The following is an 18,361-nucleotide window of genomic DNA, read 5'->3' as shown; positions in this document are numbered from 1 at the left end:
GAATGAAAATGTGAAATCAATTTATGATCTACCACAAACGGTAATTGTATTCCGAAGGTCTGTATTGAACAAGTCTTCTTCAAGCAGCGTCTCCAGTGGAAAATGCAGGCGGTAGCGCCAGTAGTGCTTTGGATCTGCCGGGATATTTATACGCTCATCATTAGGATTAGCACGTCTCAATTTTTCACTTGAACCTAACAAATCTTGCAATTGGAAAATGCTCCACATGGCGGGTGAATAAAAATGCTGCAACACGATTGCTTTGTTTATCCATGGCTCGCAGTAGTAAGGCGCTTCACCCCACTGCCCCATCTCCTGGTTGAAGAATAGCTGGGTACGTGCACGATCCTCTTCCCACCAGCCGCGTATGGTGCTCATATCGTGAGTAGATGGTGTAACCACACTCAGGTATGGAGCATCGCCTGGATGGAAAAATTCACGTGTTGGATCCTTTGGCATCCGCTGGATTTCGAGGCTGAGAATGCTCAGGCGCTTCATTACTCCGGGAACACAATCAGGTACCATTCCAAGATCCTCGCCACAAATAAGCATGTTGGTGCTTCGCTTCAATTCAGGCAGCTTCTGCATGGCTTCCCTTTCCCAGAAATTGTCTTGCCTGCGGTAGAAGTAGTTGATGTAAAGCTCACGCAGCTGCTGCTGTGTATGCAGATCCAGCGCCTGGAAAGAACGGGTATCTTCCATAGAAATACGGAAGTGGAACTGCTGGCCTCCTGAACCTTCTACCTCGAACATCAACACATTTGAAATAAGATCGAATAGGCCCAACTTCAGGAACAGGTTATGCGGGTTCTTTTCATACGTATTAAAAAGGTCTTCAATTTTCCGCTGCGTATTGTACTGCTCCTTCAGCAGGTATTCACCATTTCCTTTTACCTGCAGAAACTCATCTTTGATCCAATATTGTTCGTTACCGAAGATTTCGTCCAGGATCTCATCAGTGATGTATGGCTGAACAAAACGTTGCTTATCTACATGAATACCTCTTTCTACCAATTCATTTATATGTATAGGTAAGGCAGGAACAAAATGTCCTAATATACCTTCTACAGCATGCATTGGAATACTCCATATCCTGAAAAAGCCTAGGATATGATCAATCCTGAATGCATCAAAATAGTAGCTCATCTGTTCGAAGCGTAGCTTCCACCAGTTGAAGCCATCCTGCTGCATCCTCTGCCAATTGTATGTTGGAAAACCCCAGTTCTGGCCTTTTACAGCAAAATCATCGGGAGGTGCACCAGCCTGCATTTCCATGTTGTACAGTTCAGGCTGCTGCCATGCATCGCAGCTATTGCGATAGATACCAATCGGAATGTCTCCTTTTACAATTATTCCATTTGCATGTGCATACGCTGCTGCAGCTTGCAATTGCAAGTGAAGATGATATTGTATAAAATAATGAATAGCAACATCATCCGGTGCGGTGGTAGGATCTCCAGCAAGCTGGCTTACCTCCTGTTCATTGTAACTGCTGTGGCTTGTCCACGTGCTAAAATCAGCTGTGCCATTCTGATCCCTGAAATAACTAAAAGCTGCGTAAGGCACCAGCCAATGTTTGTTTGACTGGAAGAAGGAATTGAAATTATCGCTGCCAAAGGTTTCTTCTTTTTCTGCAGGGAATATCTGGCGAAGCAGTCTCCATTTCAAAGCCATCACTCCTTCATAATCTATATTCTCCTGTTGCTGCAGGTAGATCCGCTGATCTTCCACTTCAGAAAGAATAGAAGAATCTGCATTTCTTATGACAGCAGGTATATGTAAATATTGCGGATGCAATGCAAAGGCTGAAATAGCAGCATAGGGATAACTATCGGCACTGGTATGCGTAGCAGTTGTATCGTTTACCGGAAGTATTTGCACCAGCTTCAGTCCTACCTGCTTTGCCCAGTCTACCAATAGCTTCATATCATTAAATTCACCTACGCCAAAGCTGTTATGGCTACGAAGGCTGAAAACAGGTATTGCTACACCAGCACCTCTGAAACCATTGTTTGGAAGGACAGCAAATCCATCTGAAACTACTGTAAGTTTTTTAGGAGATATATTATCAAAGATGATCCGGTTATTGCCATCCTCATACCGTACAAAACGCCAATTATTCAGGTCGTAAACTCCGTACTTGTACACGATAGGAAAAGATATCCCCGTGAGGTCAAGCTTTACCTGGAAGTAATCTTCGCCATCTTCTCGTTGCATCAGTATGGGTTGCGCTTCATTCCACTCTCCCAGTTGTGGTCCGGAACCGAGCAGGCACATTACCTGCCCTTGCTTCAGCAATGGAGCTTTTACCCTGAAAAGATGTGTATACGTAGCTGGCTCGTCAGCGGTATAAGGTGTAAAATTTTCACGCAGTAAAACCTGCTTGAAAGGCTCTGTATAAAAACTATTTTCGATGAAAGAGGAGTCGTTCCAGCTATCTATCAATAATACTTCTTCTACATCATAATTGGTAGGATTAAGCAATTTATCTGCACCCCATTCAGCAGTAGTATTACCAGCTTCATGAAGTAAATAATTATAGCTAATAGGCTGCTCAAGCACTTCTCCTGCGGGAACTTCTAAGATGCCATACCAGTTGTCCCTGTCTAAGAATTGTAATGGGAATGCTTTTTCAGGATCACCATTACCGAGCAGTGGATGATTACCAGAAACTGAAAGCGACTGTCCGTGATGCGTATAGAACCTCAACTGGAATACGATCCTGCGCAACCCTTTAACATTTTCCTGGTTTACTGTTGGTGATGTAGTTGTACCTGCTTCTGCAGTAACCTGTGGAGCTGCTGGAGCAGAACGCTTTTTAGCTGCAGGGCGGGCAGGTTCAGCAGTTGGTTTAGCAGCCTTACCAGTAGGCTTTTTATCATTTGACTCTTCTACTTTCTTTGTCGCTTTTTTCACGGCAAGCTTCACCTCTTCCTTTACCGGCTCAGGCGTTATAGTTGCTTTTTTAGGAGCAGCTTTTTTTGGTACCGGCGCTTCTGCTGGTGCTTTTGATGAGGTAGATTTAACGGCAGCTTTTTTTGCAACCGGCACCGTTTCTACCGCTTCAGGAGCCGTAGGTATAGCGGCCACAGTATTCGCAACCGGAGTTTCTTCCGTAGAAGGAGGCGTGGGTTTAGCTGCAGCTTTTTTAGGTGCGGCTTTTATTTTTTCTTTTTTCTGGGGCACCTCGTTAGAAGAACCCTCAGCTACGTTTGAAGTTGTATCATTAGCTTGTTCTGCTGCAGCCGGTAAGGGTTCTGTACCCTTATTATTGCGCTTAACAGAAGGCTTTCCAGATCCTTTTGTTGCACCGGTTTCATTACCTGCAGCACCATTATCTACTGGTTGATTCTTCTCTTCTCCTGGAATGTTTGCATCAATACTCAAAGTAGTAGGTTTTTAGATGGCGAAAATACTCTAAACATATCAATAGTGTAATTAATACACTATCAAAACAATTTATTTGGATGAAAAACAGCAAGGCCTATTTTTGCCCAAAATTTTATTCATGGAAACAACTAAATCTACCGGCAAATATTGGCTTTACTTCTTTTTATCGCTCATAGGAATGATACTGATGTTGATCTTTAAAGCCGAATATTTCTGGCTATTGCTTCCATTGGTTGTAACGTTTTTTGCAAAAGCAATGGACCTGTTATAAAAAGAACTTTCTTAAACATATAAGACCCGCTTTTTCAGCGGGTCTTTTTATTTCTTATGATAATGGTGCTTAAGACAGAACTACGATCAAGGCATAAATGATACCTAATAATGATCCTAAGAAAATAGCACCAAACGAACCAAAAAGAGCGAAACCAAGAATGGTTAGCAACAATGATATCCAAAACTTGGTGTTGATCTCACCTTCGTGCAGGTACACTGCTAATGGTGGTATCAGGATAGCAAGCAAAACCAACAGGAGCATGTTCACATCTGCATCACCTGCTGCTTTTTGCTTTTTGTAATCTTTGATAGCAGCTTTCATCTGCTTGATCTTAGACTTCTTTTCTTTGCGGGATAACTCCCTGAAATCTTTCATTGCCTGCTGAATGGAACCAATTGCAGGCTCATGCGTTACTTCTTTAGCGGCTTCAGCAATGTCTACAGAACCTGAAACGGCAAATACATTGGCAGGCAGGGCAAACAGCCCAATGGCTACCCACAAGACAAGTCTTCTTTTCATAGCAGTTAATTTCATTGTTTGTTTAGTTGAATCATCATCTTCAGCATAATAAGCATGCCATATTATTTACATTGAATATGATGTGCAAATCTAAATAAACAAGGCATAACGCATAAGACGTGCAGTGGAGCTGCCTTACTTATTCACCGCATTCCAAACTGAATTTGGTACATCCAACATATCACGAAAATCGCCTCGTAAAGCTTTTAATGCATAGCGCTCTTTTTCTATCTCTACCCTGCTTCTAAAACCCATTCTTTTAAGAAGTGGTGTAGGCGGACACCAGTTGGTGATGGCATGACTGAGCATAGCGCCTGAAAGTATAGCTGGCAGAATAAGCCACTTCTGGCTCTGCTTTAGCGAAAGTAAAAGCGATGGTATAGTAACAGAGGATGATAATAAAAACAACACCCGCTCCAGGTCCCATTCATTGTCCAGTTCAAGTAAGCGGCGCTCTATTGCTTCTTGTTGCTGGTAATATTCATTCAGGTTGTGCTGGATACTTTTTTCCACAGGTGTAGAATGCTCAAGTGTGATATCTGTATCAGGAAGCATGTTTTCCATAAAGTTTTTTCATAGGATGATTCATATTTCATACCATGCCGGATATGTTAATCCTTGATCCTCCAATCGGCGCTGTTTTAGTTTTGTTTGTACAGGATCAGCTTCCTAATGGTCGCATATAATTCTTTTCTGTCATAACTGGTTCATTCTCCTAACATACTTATGTGATTTGCTGCCACCTGACAGCGTGTTACATTTGCTAAAATATTTATTGCTTATGATCAAGCTCGTTTTGTACGAAGACAATCCTCAACTGCGCGAAGGGTTAACTATGCTGATAAATGGTTCAGATGGATTTGAAGTGCTGGCTGCTTTTAAAAACTGCGAGAACGTAGTAGCCGAAGTAGAGGCTTACCAACCAGATGTCATTTTAATGGATATAGATATGCCTATTGTAAACGGCATTGAAGGATTAAAGAAAATACGAGCTGTAAATACAGATGTGAAGATTTTAATGCTTACTGTATTTGATGATAATAAAAATGTATTTGAAGCCATAAGCAATGGCGCCAATGGATATATATTAAAGAAAACACCGCCAGCACGTTTGTTAGAATACATTGCTGAAGCACAAACAGGTGGTGCACCTATGACCGCATCTATTGCTACGCAGGTGCTCAAGATGTTTTCTGCCATGAACAATGAAAAAGGTGAAGACTACAACCTGAGCGATCGTGAAAAACAAGTGTTACAATTATTGGTTGATGGCTATAGTTACAAGATGATTGCTGCTGAAATGTATATAGCTATTGATACAGTGCGTAGTCATATAAAGAAGATATACGAGAAGCTACATGTGAATAGTAAAAGTGAAGCAGTAGCAAAAGCTTTCAAGGATAAACTTGTATAACCGTTTATCACATTCTGAAAAAGGACCGCAACAGCGGTCCTTTTTTATTGCCCTTCATACCCATCATTTACCGCACATACCAAGTCACATAGTTATGCTATTGAACGCCTGTTACCTATCGCCCACATTTGCGTTACAAAGCAAAAAATACACAAAATGAAAAAGCTAATTGCAATTCTCCTGGTGCTGGTTATGAGCGCTAACAGCTATATAGCAAATGCTCAGACAGGCAGCTATAAAGTATCAGGTAGAGGATTAAGCAAAGGCACAGGAATAGAGAACATCTCTGTTACGTTACTTAAAGCTGCAGACTATTCTGTAGTTAAGATCGAGATCACCAACAAACAAGGCGGGTTCATGTTTACTAACGTTACACCTGGGGTATACCTGGTAAAGTTGACTGGTGTTGGTGTGCAGGAACAATCAAGTAATCCTTTTACTGTAGCTGATAAAGATGTAGAGCTTCCTACTATAGAACTGCAGCAGCAAACAAAAAAACTAGCTGATGTAGTAGTTACTGCACGCAAGCCATATGTAGAAATGAAAGCCGATAAAATGGTGGTGAATGTAGAGGCAGCTCCTTCCAATGCAGGAAGTACAGCATTAGAGGTGTTGGAAAAAGCACCAGGCGTAACAGTAGACAGAGAAGGAAACATCAGCCTGAAAGGCAAGCAAGGCGTGCAAGTATATATTGATGGAAAACCTAGCTTCATCAGTGGTTCTGACCTGGCGAATATGCTAAAAGGCATGACGGCATCAGAACTGGATCAGATAGAGATAATGACCAATCCTCCTGCTAAGTATGATGCAGCAGGCAACTCAGGTATCATCAATATAAAAACAAAGAAAAGCAGAACCGTAGGTATCAATGGCAGTGTGAATGCCAGCTATGGACAAGGTGTTTATCCTAAAGTAAATGGCGGCTATAACCTGAACTACCGCAACAAGAAATTCAATTTGTATACTTCAGGCAACTATGCATATCGTGGTAACTTCCAGGAGTTTTCGGTGTCGAGAAATATCCTGAATAAGCAAACCAATGCTATAGATTTCATCTTCCGCCAACGAACATTTATGCCAGAGACAAGAAATTCAATGAATGGCAAGATTGGTATCGACTATGATTTTTCTAAAAATACATCAGCCTCAGCATCTGTAACTGCTTTCAATACTAAAATGGATTACAATGCACAAAGTGTGAACGAAATATTTGATCGTGTAGGTGACCTGCAAACGGTGAACTATGGTCGCACCCACATGATACCAAATGTTACCAACATCAGGAGTAACTTAAACCTTACACACAAATTGGATAGTGCCGGAACTGAGCTGGTGTTTGATGCAGACTATATTAGTTATAATGACAAACACAAACAAAGATTTTACAATAGCTTCTTTGATGGCAACCACACTCCATTAGGCAAAGCAGATACTATTTTTGGATACTTACCTACAGGCTTCGATGTATATGCTGCTAAGATCGATTTCAGCAAGCCGTTTAGCAACAAATCAAAATTGGAAGTAGGCGGAAAGGTGAGTTATGTAAACAGCGATAACGACATCAGGTTCGACACTATCTATTATGGCAACTCGGTGTTGGATGTAAAGCGTAGCAACCATTTTATTTACCAGGAAAATGTATACGCAGGCTATGTAAACTTCAATACGCCGCTTAGTAAAAAGCTAAGTGTACAAACAGGTTTACGTTATGAATATACTCATGGCCGTGGCCGCTCAGTTACAAGAAACTCAACCTTCACCAATAAGTATGGCAAATTGTTTCCAACCGTGTATTTCAGCTATGCCGCAAATGATAAGAACAATTTCAACTTGAACTATGGCCGCAGGATTACCAGGCCGCAGTACCGCGATCTGAACCCGTTCATCTTTATCATTGACCAGTATACATCACAACAAGGTAATCCATACCTGCAGCCGCAGTTTAGCCACAATATAGAGTTCAGTCATAGCTACAAAAATGCTATTACCACCACACTTCATTATACACAGGTAGACAATGCCATTTCTGAAGTAGTAGAACCAACGCCAGGCACAAGAGAAGTGACATTGATAAAAAAGAACATTGCATCGCTGAAGCAATTTGGACTTGCTGTAAACATCAACAAGCCGCTTAATAAATGGCTGACAGTAGTATCAAACAATATTGTTTTTCACAACAGCTTTAAAGGACGTGTAGGTGAAACAGATGTAGATAACAAAGCAATATCAGCTAATTTTTATGCAGCACTGCAGTTCAAACTACAAAAGGGCTGGGATGCAGAAATCAATGGCTGGTACAATACAAGAAGTGCTGAGGGAGTATCCAGAAGCGGATCAATGGGAGTTTTCAACCTGGCCGCATCAAAATCAGTTTTACAGAACAAAGGAAAGATCACGCTTAACGTTCGCGACCCATTCTATATTCAGAAATACAATGGTTACACTAAGTTCTCAACCGTAGATGCAACCATCAATAGCCAGTGGGACAACAGGGTAACATCACTTTCTTTCACCTACAGGTTTGGTAAAACATTCGCACAAAAGAAAAGAAGTACCGGTAGCGCAATGGAGGAACAAAACAGGATCGGCGGCTAGTTCCTCCTAGAAAGAAACACACTCAAAAAAGCAGTTCCAGATCATAGGTGTAGTGTTGATTTAAGTTCCACATCTCTTATAAGAGGCTGTGGAACTTTTAGTTTCAGAACAATCCGGTTCACCTTTTTCACCCATTTATGTGATTGTACACACATCACTGTCACATTACTTTTGCTTCATCAACAACTGGTTATGAAAACTTTACTTAAGATGATTGCGCCACTGGTTATCCTGGTTTTAACTTCCAAACAAACCAATTGCTGCTCGGTTGCCTGCTCTACGACAGAAAAAAAAGAGGAGGTAGTTAAGCAGGTTAAGAAAACCAAGACTACAGAAGAAATAAACGCCTGGACGCTCACCAGTAAATTCAATTTTTAGACATTGTTTTCCACTTATACAAGAAGCCCCATTCCTGGGGCTTCTTTCATTTTAGTAAATAAGTAAAGAATATGCTTACTGCTGGCTCAGCTTTGTATATTGAACCTTAATAGTATAATCTCCATATTCATCTGCATATTTTGCAATCTTCTCTGCTACATCTTTCCTGTTGTTGTCGTAATAGTATGCAAGCATCATAACATTCATTGCATAGCTGTAGTGTTTTTTAGCTGTTTCCTTATCACCTTTAGCTTTTACTTCCTCTCCATTCTGAAAGCTCTTTTCTCCTACTTGTACCACACCTTTATTGATCTCATCAATCATGTCTTTAGAATGATCAAGTGCAACGGCTTTATCCAGCAGATCGTGACCTTCGCTCAACTCGCCCTGGATTAATTTGATTAGCCCCATTTCGCGATAATTCGCTGCTTTCTCGCCTTCTTTAGCGTTTGCTATTTTATATTGGCTCATTGCTTCAGCATGTTGTCCAGCTACAAAATAACTGTGCGCCATTGCAGTATGCAGTCCTGCATGCGTGGAATCATGCTGCTTAGCTTCGTTCAGCTTGTCGAGAGATTGTTTGCTTAGTGCTAATGCAGCTTGCGCATCACCTTTTTCCTTGGTGGCTTCAGCCTGTTTAGCAAGTGCCACGCCTTCATCGTAAGCTTTTGCGGCTTTCTCTTGAGGGGAAACACAGGATGCAAGTAAACCAATAACAACAGAGAGAGTAATAAATGGCTTCATATGGAGCTTGTTTTAAGGTTAAACAAAAGTGGGTTGTACATCACATTTACATGTGAGACTATTAAATATACTTCAACAGCAGTAACCAGCCAAAACTGGTCCGTACAAAGAAATTTATAATCCTGAAAGGCAAAACCACTTGTTGTCACCGTTTCACACAAATGAAGCTGACAGTTGTCACCATCAAGTAAAGCAGGTGAAATGTTGAGGATGATTAGAAAGTCCTGGCAAGGCGCAACTGGATCAACCTGTCATCGCGGGAGAAGCCGTAAGTAACATCTGCTGAGATTTTATTGAATGGCGCAAGGAAGACGCCAAAACCATAGCCATCGTGCCATACATTCGATTTTTCGTTAGGCATCCACACCCTTCCGTTGTCATAGAAAAACAGGAAGCCTAACTTTCCATTGTAGACGTAGCTTTTTACATCTTTTATATATCGCAGTTCATTGCTGTTGTAAACGGCAGTCTTACCCCAATACCTTCCCCGTCTAAAGGCTCGCATTTCCTGGCTACCACCCAGTGAGGCATACTGGTAAAACTCAGGATTACCAGTTACAGTTTTAGCACCTGCACGGAGGGCCAATGAGAAATCTGGCACCAGCGGAATATAAAACATAGCATCAGCCGAAAAATCTCCTACTGCCCTATCCCTTGCCTGCAGGTTCTGCATATAAGAAGCATTCGCATATAATTGGATGCCTTTAGTTGGTGCAATGGAGTCATTTAAAATATGGAAGTAGTAACCCAATTGCGGCCCTGCAAAAGCTTTAGGTTTATACATTTCGTTATTAGGATCAGCTACTTGTTTGCCTACAAATCTATCCAGGTCTTGAATTACACGCACTCTTCTGAAGTTTGCATTCAGCCTTACATGATGCCGCCCCATCCGGCGCAACAGACCAGCACGTCCTTCCCACTCCTCTGTACGTGCACGGTAGTAATCAATATCATCAACAGCAAACTCTGTTTCGTTACCAAGGCCAAAGAAGTTGGTCCATCTTATTTGGTCGTACATACCGTACAATTCCATGTCAGCCCTTCCAACTGCTTTTGGAAAATAACCTGAATAGATACCACTGAACCCTCGCTGGGATATGGAATAATTGGCTTGTATAGCTTGTTTTGAAGCAAATGGTTCTTTCCTCCATTTATTGGTAAGAATGCTATAGCGGAGACCTACAAATAAACGGTCATCGTTGCTAAAGAATATGGTTGGAGCCAATCCTCGTTTACTGTACAGGAAGCTGTTGTACTTAAAGGAATGGATGGATGTATCCGATGATAAATGCTTTCGTACGCCAGGTGCATTTATGTAGTTATCCCTGTTATCATAAATATGAATTTTGGAGCTCCTCACCAGGAAAGAGTCTGTTTCATCACCACCTATCAGACGGATCTTCAATCCGAATTTCTCCTGGCCCGAAACATCAAATACATCATTTCCTGAGATGCCGTACAAGCGTATCTCACGGGTTTCATCTGTGGTAAAAACTCGTGAATACAAAGGTGTCTCCTTTTGCTTTCCCTCTTTAGTGATCTTGTAAATATTTACCGCTACACGTTTTTCATCCAGCCTTTTCACTTCAAACTTTTCATGCTTTTCGCTGCCTGCAATGTCTACTTCCCTGGCTAAAAACAGGTAATACTCGTTTGCCCAGTCATCTATCTTTTCTCTCCTGGCCTTCAGGGTCTGAATGATGTTTTGGCCTGAAATGGCGAAGCTTTCCGGTGGCATTTGCCTAACGGCAGCTTCAATTACAGAATCTGTAAGTACTGCCTGCATTTGCTTTGCTGTTTGCATCCAGTCAGCTTTGGAAAGTTCATTGGCAAAAAAGCGGTCAAGATTTCTTTGTTCGTAGTTGAAGCGTTTTACATTCTTCAGATCATCCTTAAAAGGCTGGAAATAGCTTAAGCCGGAAACGCCTATCAACGTTTTCAGAAGCACACCATTAAAAGTAAAAAATGCCTGGTCGCGGTCTTGGGGCACAGCAGTATACACAGTCAGGCTATCGGTTTTGCGCTCACCCCACTCCCACTGATCTTCGTGGCGATCCCAATCGTTTATAAATAAATCCAGGAAACGTGCCCTTAGATATGCCCGCTGGTCCACAGTATTATCATTATCCTCCAACTTTTTGCCCAGCAGGTTTTTGGTGCTAATGTATTTCTTGTAGTTGCCGAGGTTGTCAGAATCTTCCCAGTCGCTGTCTATCTTTTGTTCAAATAAGTATAGTTTGTCTGCAAACTTATCGTTGAAGGTGTCGAGGGCAGGCTGGCGTGGCAGGTAAACATATTGAGGGTAGGTATGGTATACGCCTGCAGTTTTAGCCAAAAGTGGTACAGCCGCAGCACCATAAGGGTGCGACATAGAAACTTTATCGTCTACCAAATCCTCTATGAAAGTTCCCAGGAATTCTTTAGGTAATACTTTACCGAGTGTTTTGTTCACCGTACGTAAAGCGTACAGCTTGCCATCTTTTGTTTCTACCTGCAGAGATTTCGTTTGGTTACCTCCACCTGCTTTTACAGGTTTCAATCCACCATACGTTGTACTCAAGTCAATGATTGGCACCTTAACGGGCACCGTCCAATCTTTACGGTAGTTCCTGCCCCATAACCACTGGTGCCTGCCGGAAGTGCCATATTCAGGCCCTGCAATTACTACTGTATCTTTTGAATTGATTTTTCCTGGCATTTGCTGAGCGCCTGCCACTAAAAAGGCAAATTGAAAAATGAGTATGCCTGACAGGCACTTGATCTGGTTCTTCATTAAGTAGTTCATTCACTCATAAGCAATTAAAAACCTTGCCAGTAGATGAAGAAGCAATTTGAACCTATTTCAAAATAGAAATGTGAGTGTTATAAAGTGCCATATTTCTTGTAGTACGCTATCAGCCAGCCTACCACTTCGTTATAGCTGTGTACTCCCTCTACCTGTTGGTTTGCCTTTAGGTATTGGTCGTAAAATAGCTTAATTATTGGCTCTACCAGGTTGTCGCTTTTTTTATAATACTCCCGCAGTTCTTTATAATCTTTTTTTACCAGTGTGTCCAGCTTACTGTAAGTAGTCCTGGCAAGATTGCTATCCAGGCGCAACAATTCGTTGTTAGCATAATTGAACATGTCGAAGTAAGCAGAATACTGGAAGATAGGTTGGTCAGAATTTGCCGCCACCAGGTAACCAACAAAATTTGCTTCACTTTCGCTGGCATAACCAAGTTGGTGTGCCATTTCGTGACAAGTAACAAATGGTAGCATGAATTTGGGCTGCGTTAGGTTCAGTTGGGATTCGCCGGTAAATGGATTATAGTAGCCAAGGAAACCGAGATATATCCCTGCTCTTCCATATATAGATCGTTTTACCGACTCGGTTTCATAACTGAGAAACGGGTATTTGGCTGCTGCCAATTGGTAGGAACGATGTGCCTGGTCAAAAATGGTTTGATAAGAACGTTGTTTGATAACCCTGCCCAACGAACGTCGATGTGTATTTAGCCTTTCCACCAGTACTTGCGTTACTGCCTTTAGATCAGGAACGGTGTGTTCCTGTGGCTGCAATTGTAGCTGGTGTGCAATTCCTAACCTGTTGTAGTTGAGCCCCCACGAAAGATTAAAGATGATGTATACAGTTGCCAATATGAAAAAGGGACGTGTGTATCCAACTTTTATTTTCAGCAGGTCCCACCGTTTGTGCCGCAGAATCAAGAACAACCTGTAAAGTTTAACCGCGAAATATACCATGACCGTCAGGTACAACAGGTCGCCTACACTAAGCGGGAACCAACCAAAAACAATCCGGTAAAAGCGGGATATATATACATACATGCCCGTACTATAGAAGCTTTCGATCCATCCCGGGAAAAAGGTGGCAACTTTTATCAGAATGATGAGTATCAACAAGCCAAGGCCCGCTAAAAAAGTAGTTTTATTAGTAATTATCCTTCCTTTCATAAAAAGTCTCCATACATCAGCTTGTAAATTGTGGGAATATTTGTGACGAACCAACAATGAAGGTCAAGTAATTGTTGTACCAACTCATTTTCTACAATATGTAATTTTTAAAAATTTGATTGGCTACAGAATGATTTGTTCCTCACGTTCCAAACAGTTTATTTTGCACGCCGCGGTCGTTTTTCTACTTCCTTAGCCTCTTCTACCAGGAGTTATAGTAGTAAATGCTATAAACTTTACTTAATACAGTTGGATTTTCAGTATATTCTCCTACCTTTGCCACCCCTAATTTTTCAGTATGAGTCATAGGAGAGAATATGAGATTGCTTTTGTTGGGTTGAAACCAGGGGATCATGAATTTTCCTATGAAATCACTGACAAGTTCTTTGAGCCATATCAGGAGCAGGATTTTGCCAACTGCAAAGCACAGGTAAAATTGAAGCTTGAGAAGAACAATGGCTTTATGATGCTGAAGTTTGATGTGGACGGGAAAGTGGAAGTGATATGCGATCGTTGCGGCAATACTTTGCCAATACAATTGTGGGACGAGTTCAACCTGGTGGTAAAGATGGTGGATGAGCCGGAGATGATGAATGAACGCGAAGAGGACCCGGATGTATATTATATCAGCAAAACAGAAAGTCACCTGGATGTAGCTGAATGGATCTACGAATTCATTAACCTGAGCATACCAATGCAAAAGATGTGTAAGGATGATGAAATTGGAGGCCCACAGTGCAATACCGAGGTACTAGAAAAGCTGAAAAAAATGGAAGAAGATGCCAAACTATCCAGCAATTCGTTGTGGAAAGGTTTGGACCAGTTTAAAGATTTACAATAACGTTTTTAGATATTAAAATTTGAGTTATGCCTAATCCTAAAAGGAGACACTCGCAGCAACGCAGTGCAAAAAGAAGAACACATTACAAAGCAGAGGGTGTTACTTTAAGTAAAGACACTACTACAGGTGAACTGCATGTACGCCATCGCGCTCACGTAAGCGAAGGAAAACTGTACTACAAAGGAAAGTTGGTAGCTGAGAAAGCACCACTGAAAGCGTAGTTCCCCCTCATCTATTTATAAAGAGTTATTCATACCTGAAAAGGATGGATAATTTTTTATTTATATAAGGTCCTGATCTCTTTTGCTTCTGTTGCATAAGCCAATACTGTTCACAAAAAATCTTTAGCTTTCCGCGTATGAAAATTGGAATAGACATGATGGGTGGTGATTTTGCACCCTTAGAAGCAGTACTAGGTTTACAGCACTTCCTTTCTACAGGTAGCAAAAACACCACACTCTTTTGTATAGGTGATGAAGAACAGGTGAAACCTTTGTTGGCGCTTCATGCGATAGATGAGACGAAGGTGGTTACAGTTCATGCTCCACAGGTTATAGAAATGCATGAACACCCGACAAAGGCGCTAAAAGAGAAACAACAATCTTCAATTGCTGTTGGCTTTTACATGCTTGCCACAGGCAAAATAGATGCATTCATAAGTGCCGGAAATACCGGCGCTATGTTGGTTGGCGCTATGTACAGCATAAAAGCCATTGAAGGTGTGCTACGGCCAACCATTTCTACTGTAGTACCTAAGTTGAATGGCGGCACTGGCTTATTGCTTGATGTTGGCCTGAATGCTGATTGCAAGCCTGAAAACCTGAACCAGTTTGCTATTCTTGGAAGCCTGTATGCAAAGGAGATCCTGGGCATCACAGATCCAAAAGTTGGTTTATTGAATGTAGGAGAAGAAGAAGGTAAAGGCAACCTGCTTGCGCAGGCAACTTATCCCCTACTGAAAGAAAATTCCCGCATCAATTTTATTGGAAACGTTGAAGGCAGGGACGTACTGATGGATAAGGCTGATGTAATAGTTTGTGAAGGGTTCACAGGCAACATCTTACTTAAGATGGCGGAAAGCCTTTATGACATTGCCAAAAGCCGCAACCTGCACCAGGATAGTTACATGAGCCGCTTCCACTACGAAAACTATGGCGGAACGCCAGTACTTGGTGTAAATAAACCTGTGATCATTGGTCATGGAATAAGTAACGGAACAGCTTTCTCAAACATGATCGCGCTTGCAGAAAAGATGGTTGCCTCCAATATTTGCCGTGAAATGGTAGAGAGCTTTAAAGAAACTTCCACAGTTGATGAGTTGTCAAGTTAACTCCTCCAGCATTTCCACCAAGACCTACAGAGGCGACATATTTACTCCAAACCAAAAGCTACAATTTGCGCCATATATACCAGTTCATATTAAAGATCACCGGCTGGAAGGTTCAGCACCAACTTCCGGGGGACCTGAAAAAATGTATTGTGCTTGCTCCACCACATACCAGTAACTGGGACTTCTTTTATGCAATGGCGTTTCTTTCCATTCTACGTATCAACAGCCGCTTCACTATTAAGATAGAGTGGATGCGCTTCCCCTTTAGCCTGATCACAAAACCATTAGGTGGTATAGCCATAGATCGTCGTCCTCGCCATGCAGGCGAGGCTCGCCGCAGCTTCATAGAAGTGATGGTAGAATTGTTCAATAACAACAAAGAGCTTGTTATCATCATTACCCCAGAAGGAACCAGGTCTAAAGTAGAAAAATGGAAAACCGGCTTCTACCATATTGCCTTGCAGGCTAATGTTCCTATTGTATTAGGCTATATCGACTACAGTAAAAAGATGACAGGCGTTGGTGACATTATCTATCCCAGCAATTACGAGGAAGATATGCGCAAAATCATGCAGTTCTACAAAGGTTTCAAAGGGAAGTTCCCGGAAAATTTTTCAGTAGATAAAGATTTCGCATAGCTAATATCTGCTTCTAAAACTGTAGAAATTTTTTCTCAGCAGCTACAGCACCTCCTTTTGAAATCAGCATCCAGATGTTTTTCTTTTACTACCTACGCGGGAAGGATTATAAACCAATTCACTTGTTTTAAATTACCAGCAGGAAGAACTAATATTTACTGCTGCCTTTTCAATACCCCAACGGAAACACCTGCAAAATAATTGCGTGCAGGAGCGGCATTGAAAAACCTTCCACCAAAACCATTGATATCATTTCCCAGGCTATACCGCATGTTCAGCAGGTTATCACCACCTGCAAACACATCAATGGTGTATCTTCCTTCAATTGATCGTCTAAATCCAAATCGGGCAGTAAGCAAGTGAAAGCTTTCAGCAATAGCTGAATTGGCATCATTCAAAGGAATATCATCAACGAACTGGTACGTAAGGTTGGTGTAAAAGCCTTTTTTTAAGCTGATATCTGCACCAGCCCCCACAGTATGTGGTGCTACACCAGGTAAACGATTCCCTGAAAAGTCATTGGTGACTTGCTTAAAGTCTTTGTACCTGAAATGATAGTAGGTATAGTTCATCCACAACCTGCTTGGAGCAAAAGTGGCACTGCGGGGAAACAGCTGGTACCAGGCCTGTGCTTCTAATCCACGCTGGCGGGTGCTACCTGCATTTTCAAAATAATCACCTCCTGCAGCATCACGCCGCTGCACAATGGTGTTCTGCAGCCTGAAGTAAAATGCATTTACATCAACAAATAGCCGCGGCGAATATACATTTCCCTTCAAGCCAATATCGTAGTTCCACCCTTCTTCTGCCTGCAGGTTAGGATTGGAAATGCTGCCTGTTGGATATAGTTCTGCAGTAGTAGGCGGAGAAAATCCACGAGATAAAGAAGTGTAAAGAGAAACGGTTGGCTTTATTTTATACAGAACCGCCAGCCTTGGCGCCAGCTTATTATTGAAGTTGATATTGCTCTGCCGGTAAGGCAATGGCGTGAGGTGAATAAGTCGTAGCTGTTGTTGGTTGTAGCTTGCTCCTAATGAAAAGTTCCACCTGTTGTGCTCCAGGTTTAACTGCGAGAAAAGAAAATACGCCAGGTTATTTATCTCATCATCGGAACGTAATGTATCAGGACGGCCGCCACGGTTGTCATAGATCCGTATAGTCGTAAAACCTTGCTGCAGTTCAGCGCCCGCCTGCCAGCTCAGTTTTGTAACACCAAATGTATTGCTGTAGGTAACAGAACTTCTTCCACCTACGTGTGGCTCATTGGCCCGGCCGTAATTGCGTATGGTTGGATTTTCTAAACCAGTAAAAGCTCCGTATAATGAAGTTGTACTTTGCCATCGTTCATTAAAAAGATGCCGGTAGGAAGCTCCCGCTAAAAATGTACGTTGCCTAATAGAAGCACCAACATCTGCAGATCCTGGTATAAAACCAACCGCAGGACGAGCCATAGCTGGATTGGCTTCATATTCTGCACGTGTAAGAGCGCCAGGTGTTTGGTAGAACAGGTCGCCGTATAAAAAGGTAGCCGTAAGTTTATCTTTTGCAGAAAGATGAGAAGTAGCTTCCCATGACAACACATCGCGCCGCATGGCTGAATGTTGACGGTAGCCATCGCTTTGTTGGTGTTGATAATTTACCATGCTCCTGTGCCGGTCGCTACCAAAGTTGATATTGATATTTGTATTGCTCGTTCCAAAGCTACCTACCACCTGGTCAACTATCACTCCTGCCTGCCGCAAACTTGCATCATTATTTATGAGCATTACGCCTCCCGTACCTGCACCATATAAACTACTACCCGGCCCTTTAATTACTTCAAGTGATTGAATGTTGTAAAAGCCCAATTGGTTCAGGTAAGTATGTCCACCCGGATCGGTAAAAGGAATATCATTATAATACACTTTTACATTGCGCACTCCAAAGGGAGAACGCAAAGAACTGCCGCGGATATTGAGCCGGTAGCTGCCGGGAGAACGCTCTTCCATTCTTACGCCGGCGGTTGCGTTAAGTGCAGGTACAATACTGGTGTTAGAAAAACGGTTTAAGTCATTTCTACTTACATAGTTGATAGCGGCAGGCACATCACCAATAGCACGGTATTGTTCATAAGCCCGCACAGTTGCCTGATAATTGCCGGTTGATTGTATAGTATCTGTTACTTCTTGTGAAAAAACTAAAGCAGGTACTACGAGTGTGGCTAATAAGCAGCTAAATTTCATATACTTTGATTGCTACAAAATATATGAAAATCGTACCCGAAAAACTTGTCGAATGCAGTAGC

General features: G+C 42.0%; 15 protein-coding genes. 8 read left to right on the top strand and 7 right to left on the bottom strand.

The window, feature by feature from the left end; all coding sequences use genetic code 11:
• Positions 1–21: 21 nt before the first annotated feature.
• Positions 22–3,387: a 4-alpha-glucanotransferase gene (locus J4N22_RS17220; RefSeq protein ID WP_242692269.1), complete on the bottom strand. Its 3,366-nt coding sequence runs from the start codon at positions 3,385–3,387 to the stop codon at positions 22–24.
• 121 nt (positions 3,388–3,508) lie between these two features.
• Here J4N22_RS17220 and J4N22_RS17215 point away from each other — a divergent pair, with 121 nt between their 5' ends.
• Positions 3,509–3,661, top strand: a complete 153-nt coding sequence (locus J4N22_RS17215; RefSeq protein ID WP_207496707.1) for a hypothetical protein — start codon at positions 3,509–3,511, stop codon at positions 3,659–3,661.
• 69 nt (positions 3,662–3,730) lie between these two features.
• Here J4N22_RS17215 and J4N22_RS17210 read toward each other — a convergent pair whose 3' ends face one another.
• Positions 3,731–4,183 (bottom strand): YqaE/Pmp3 family membrane protein, encoded by a 453-nt coding sequence (locus J4N22_RS17210; protein WP_207496706.1) that lies wholly within the window; start codon positions 4,181–4,183, stop codon positions 3,731–3,733.
• 135 nt (positions 4,184–4,318) lie between these two features.
• Complete coding sequence (locus J4N22_RS17205; protein ID WP_207496705.1) at positions 4,319–4,747, bottom strand: YgaP family membrane protein; 429 nt, start codon at positions 4,745–4,747, stop codon at positions 4,319–4,321.
• A 217-nt stretch (positions 4,748–4,964) separates the two neighbouring features.
• Between J4N22_RS17205 and J4N22_RS17200 the strand changes: the two genes are divergently transcribed.
• The 3 genes from J4N22_RS17200 (at position 4,965) to J4N22_RS17190 (ending at position 8,570) form a co-directional block, all read left to right on the top strand.
• A complete protein-coding gene (locus tag J4N22_RS17200; protein WP_207496704.1) occupies positions 4,965–5,597 on the top strand; it encodes a response regulator in 633 nt (210 codons plus the stop codon).
• 156 nt (positions 5,598–5,753) lie between these two features.
• On the top strand, positions 5,754–8,192 hold the full coding sequence (locus J4N22_RS17195; protein WP_207496703.1) for an outer membrane beta-barrel family protein: 2,439 nt from the start codon (positions 5,754–5,756) through the stop codon (positions 8,190–8,192).
• Positions 8,193–8,384: 192 nt separating this feature from the next.
• Positions 8,385–8,570 (top strand): hypothetical protein, encoded by a 186-nt coding sequence (locus J4N22_RS17190; protein WP_207496702.1) that lies wholly within the window; start codon positions 8,385–8,387, stop codon positions 8,568–8,570.
• Positions 8,571–8,645: 75 nt separating this feature from the next.
• On the opposite strand, the gene J4N22_RS17185 is transcribed toward J4N22_RS17190, so the two are convergent.
• From J4N22_RS17185 to J4N22_RS17175, 3 genes are all read right to left on the bottom strand, one after another.
• Complete coding sequence (locus tag J4N22_RS17185; protein WP_207496701.1) at positions 8,646–9,314, bottom strand: hypothetical protein; 669 nt, start codon at positions 9,312–9,314, stop codon at positions 8,646–8,648.
• Between the two features lie 214 nt (positions 9,315–9,528).
• Complete coding sequence (locus J4N22_RS17180; protein WP_207496700.1) at positions 9,529–12,087, bottom strand: BamA/TamA family outer membrane protein; 2,559 nt, start codon at positions 12,085–12,087, stop codon at positions 9,529–9,531.
• 89 nt (positions 12,088–12,176) lie between these two features.
• Positions 12,177–13,268 (bottom strand): DUF3810 domain-containing protein, encoded by a 1,092-nt coding sequence (locus J4N22_RS17175; protein ID WP_207496699.1) that lies wholly within the window; start codon positions 13,266–13,268, stop codon positions 12,177–12,179.
• Between the two features lie 298 nt (positions 13,269–13,566).
• Between J4N22_RS17175 and J4N22_RS17170 the strand changes: the two genes are divergently transcribed.
• From J4N22_RS17170 to J4N22_RS17155, 4 genes are all read left to right on the top strand, one after another.
• Positions 13,567–14,109 (top strand): YceD family protein, encoded by a 543-nt coding sequence (locus J4N22_RS17170; RefSeq protein WP_207496698.1) that lies wholly within the window; start codon positions 13,567–13,569, stop codon positions 14,107–14,109.
• 26 nt (positions 14,110–14,135) lie between these two features.
• Entirely contained in the window at positions 14,136–14,330 is a 195-nt protein-coding gene (gene rpmF / locus J4N22_RS17165; RefSeq protein ID WP_207496697.1) for a 50S ribosomal protein L32, read from the top strand.
• Positions 14,331–14,467: 137 nt separating this feature from the next.
• The gene (plsX, locus tag J4N22_RS17160) at positions 14,468–15,439 is read left to right on the top strand and encodes a phosphate acyltransferase PlsX (protein WP_207496696.1); all 972 of its coding nucleotides are present in this window, start codon (positions 14,468–14,470) and stop codon (positions 15,437–15,439) included.
• A 65-nt stretch (positions 15,440–15,504) separates the two neighbouring features.
• The gene (locus tag J4N22_RS17155; protein ID WP_207496695.1) at positions 15,505–16,077 is read left to right on the top strand and encodes a 1-acyl-sn-glycerol-3-phosphate acyltransferase; all 573 of its coding nucleotides are present in this window, start codon (positions 15,505–15,507) and stop codon (positions 16,075–16,077) included.
• Positions 16,078–16,232: 155 nt separating this feature from the next.
• On the opposite strand, the gene J4N22_RS17150 is transcribed toward J4N22_RS17155, so the two are convergent.
• Positions 16,233–18,299: a TonB-dependent receptor gene (locus J4N22_RS17150; RefSeq protein ID WP_207496694.1), complete on the bottom strand. Its 2,067-nt coding sequence runs from the start codon at positions 18,297–18,299 to the stop codon at positions 16,233–16,235.
• Positions 18,300–18,361: the final 62 nt, after the last annotated feature.

The organism is Aridibaculum aurantiacum, from assembly GCF_017355875.1.
Lineage (GTDB): Bacteria > Bacteroidota > Bacteroidia > Chitinophagales > Chitinophagaceae > Segetibacter > Segetibacter aurantiacus.
Note: the sequence above shows the minus strand (reverse complement) of the source record. Positions and strands in the feature narration are given on the sequence as shown.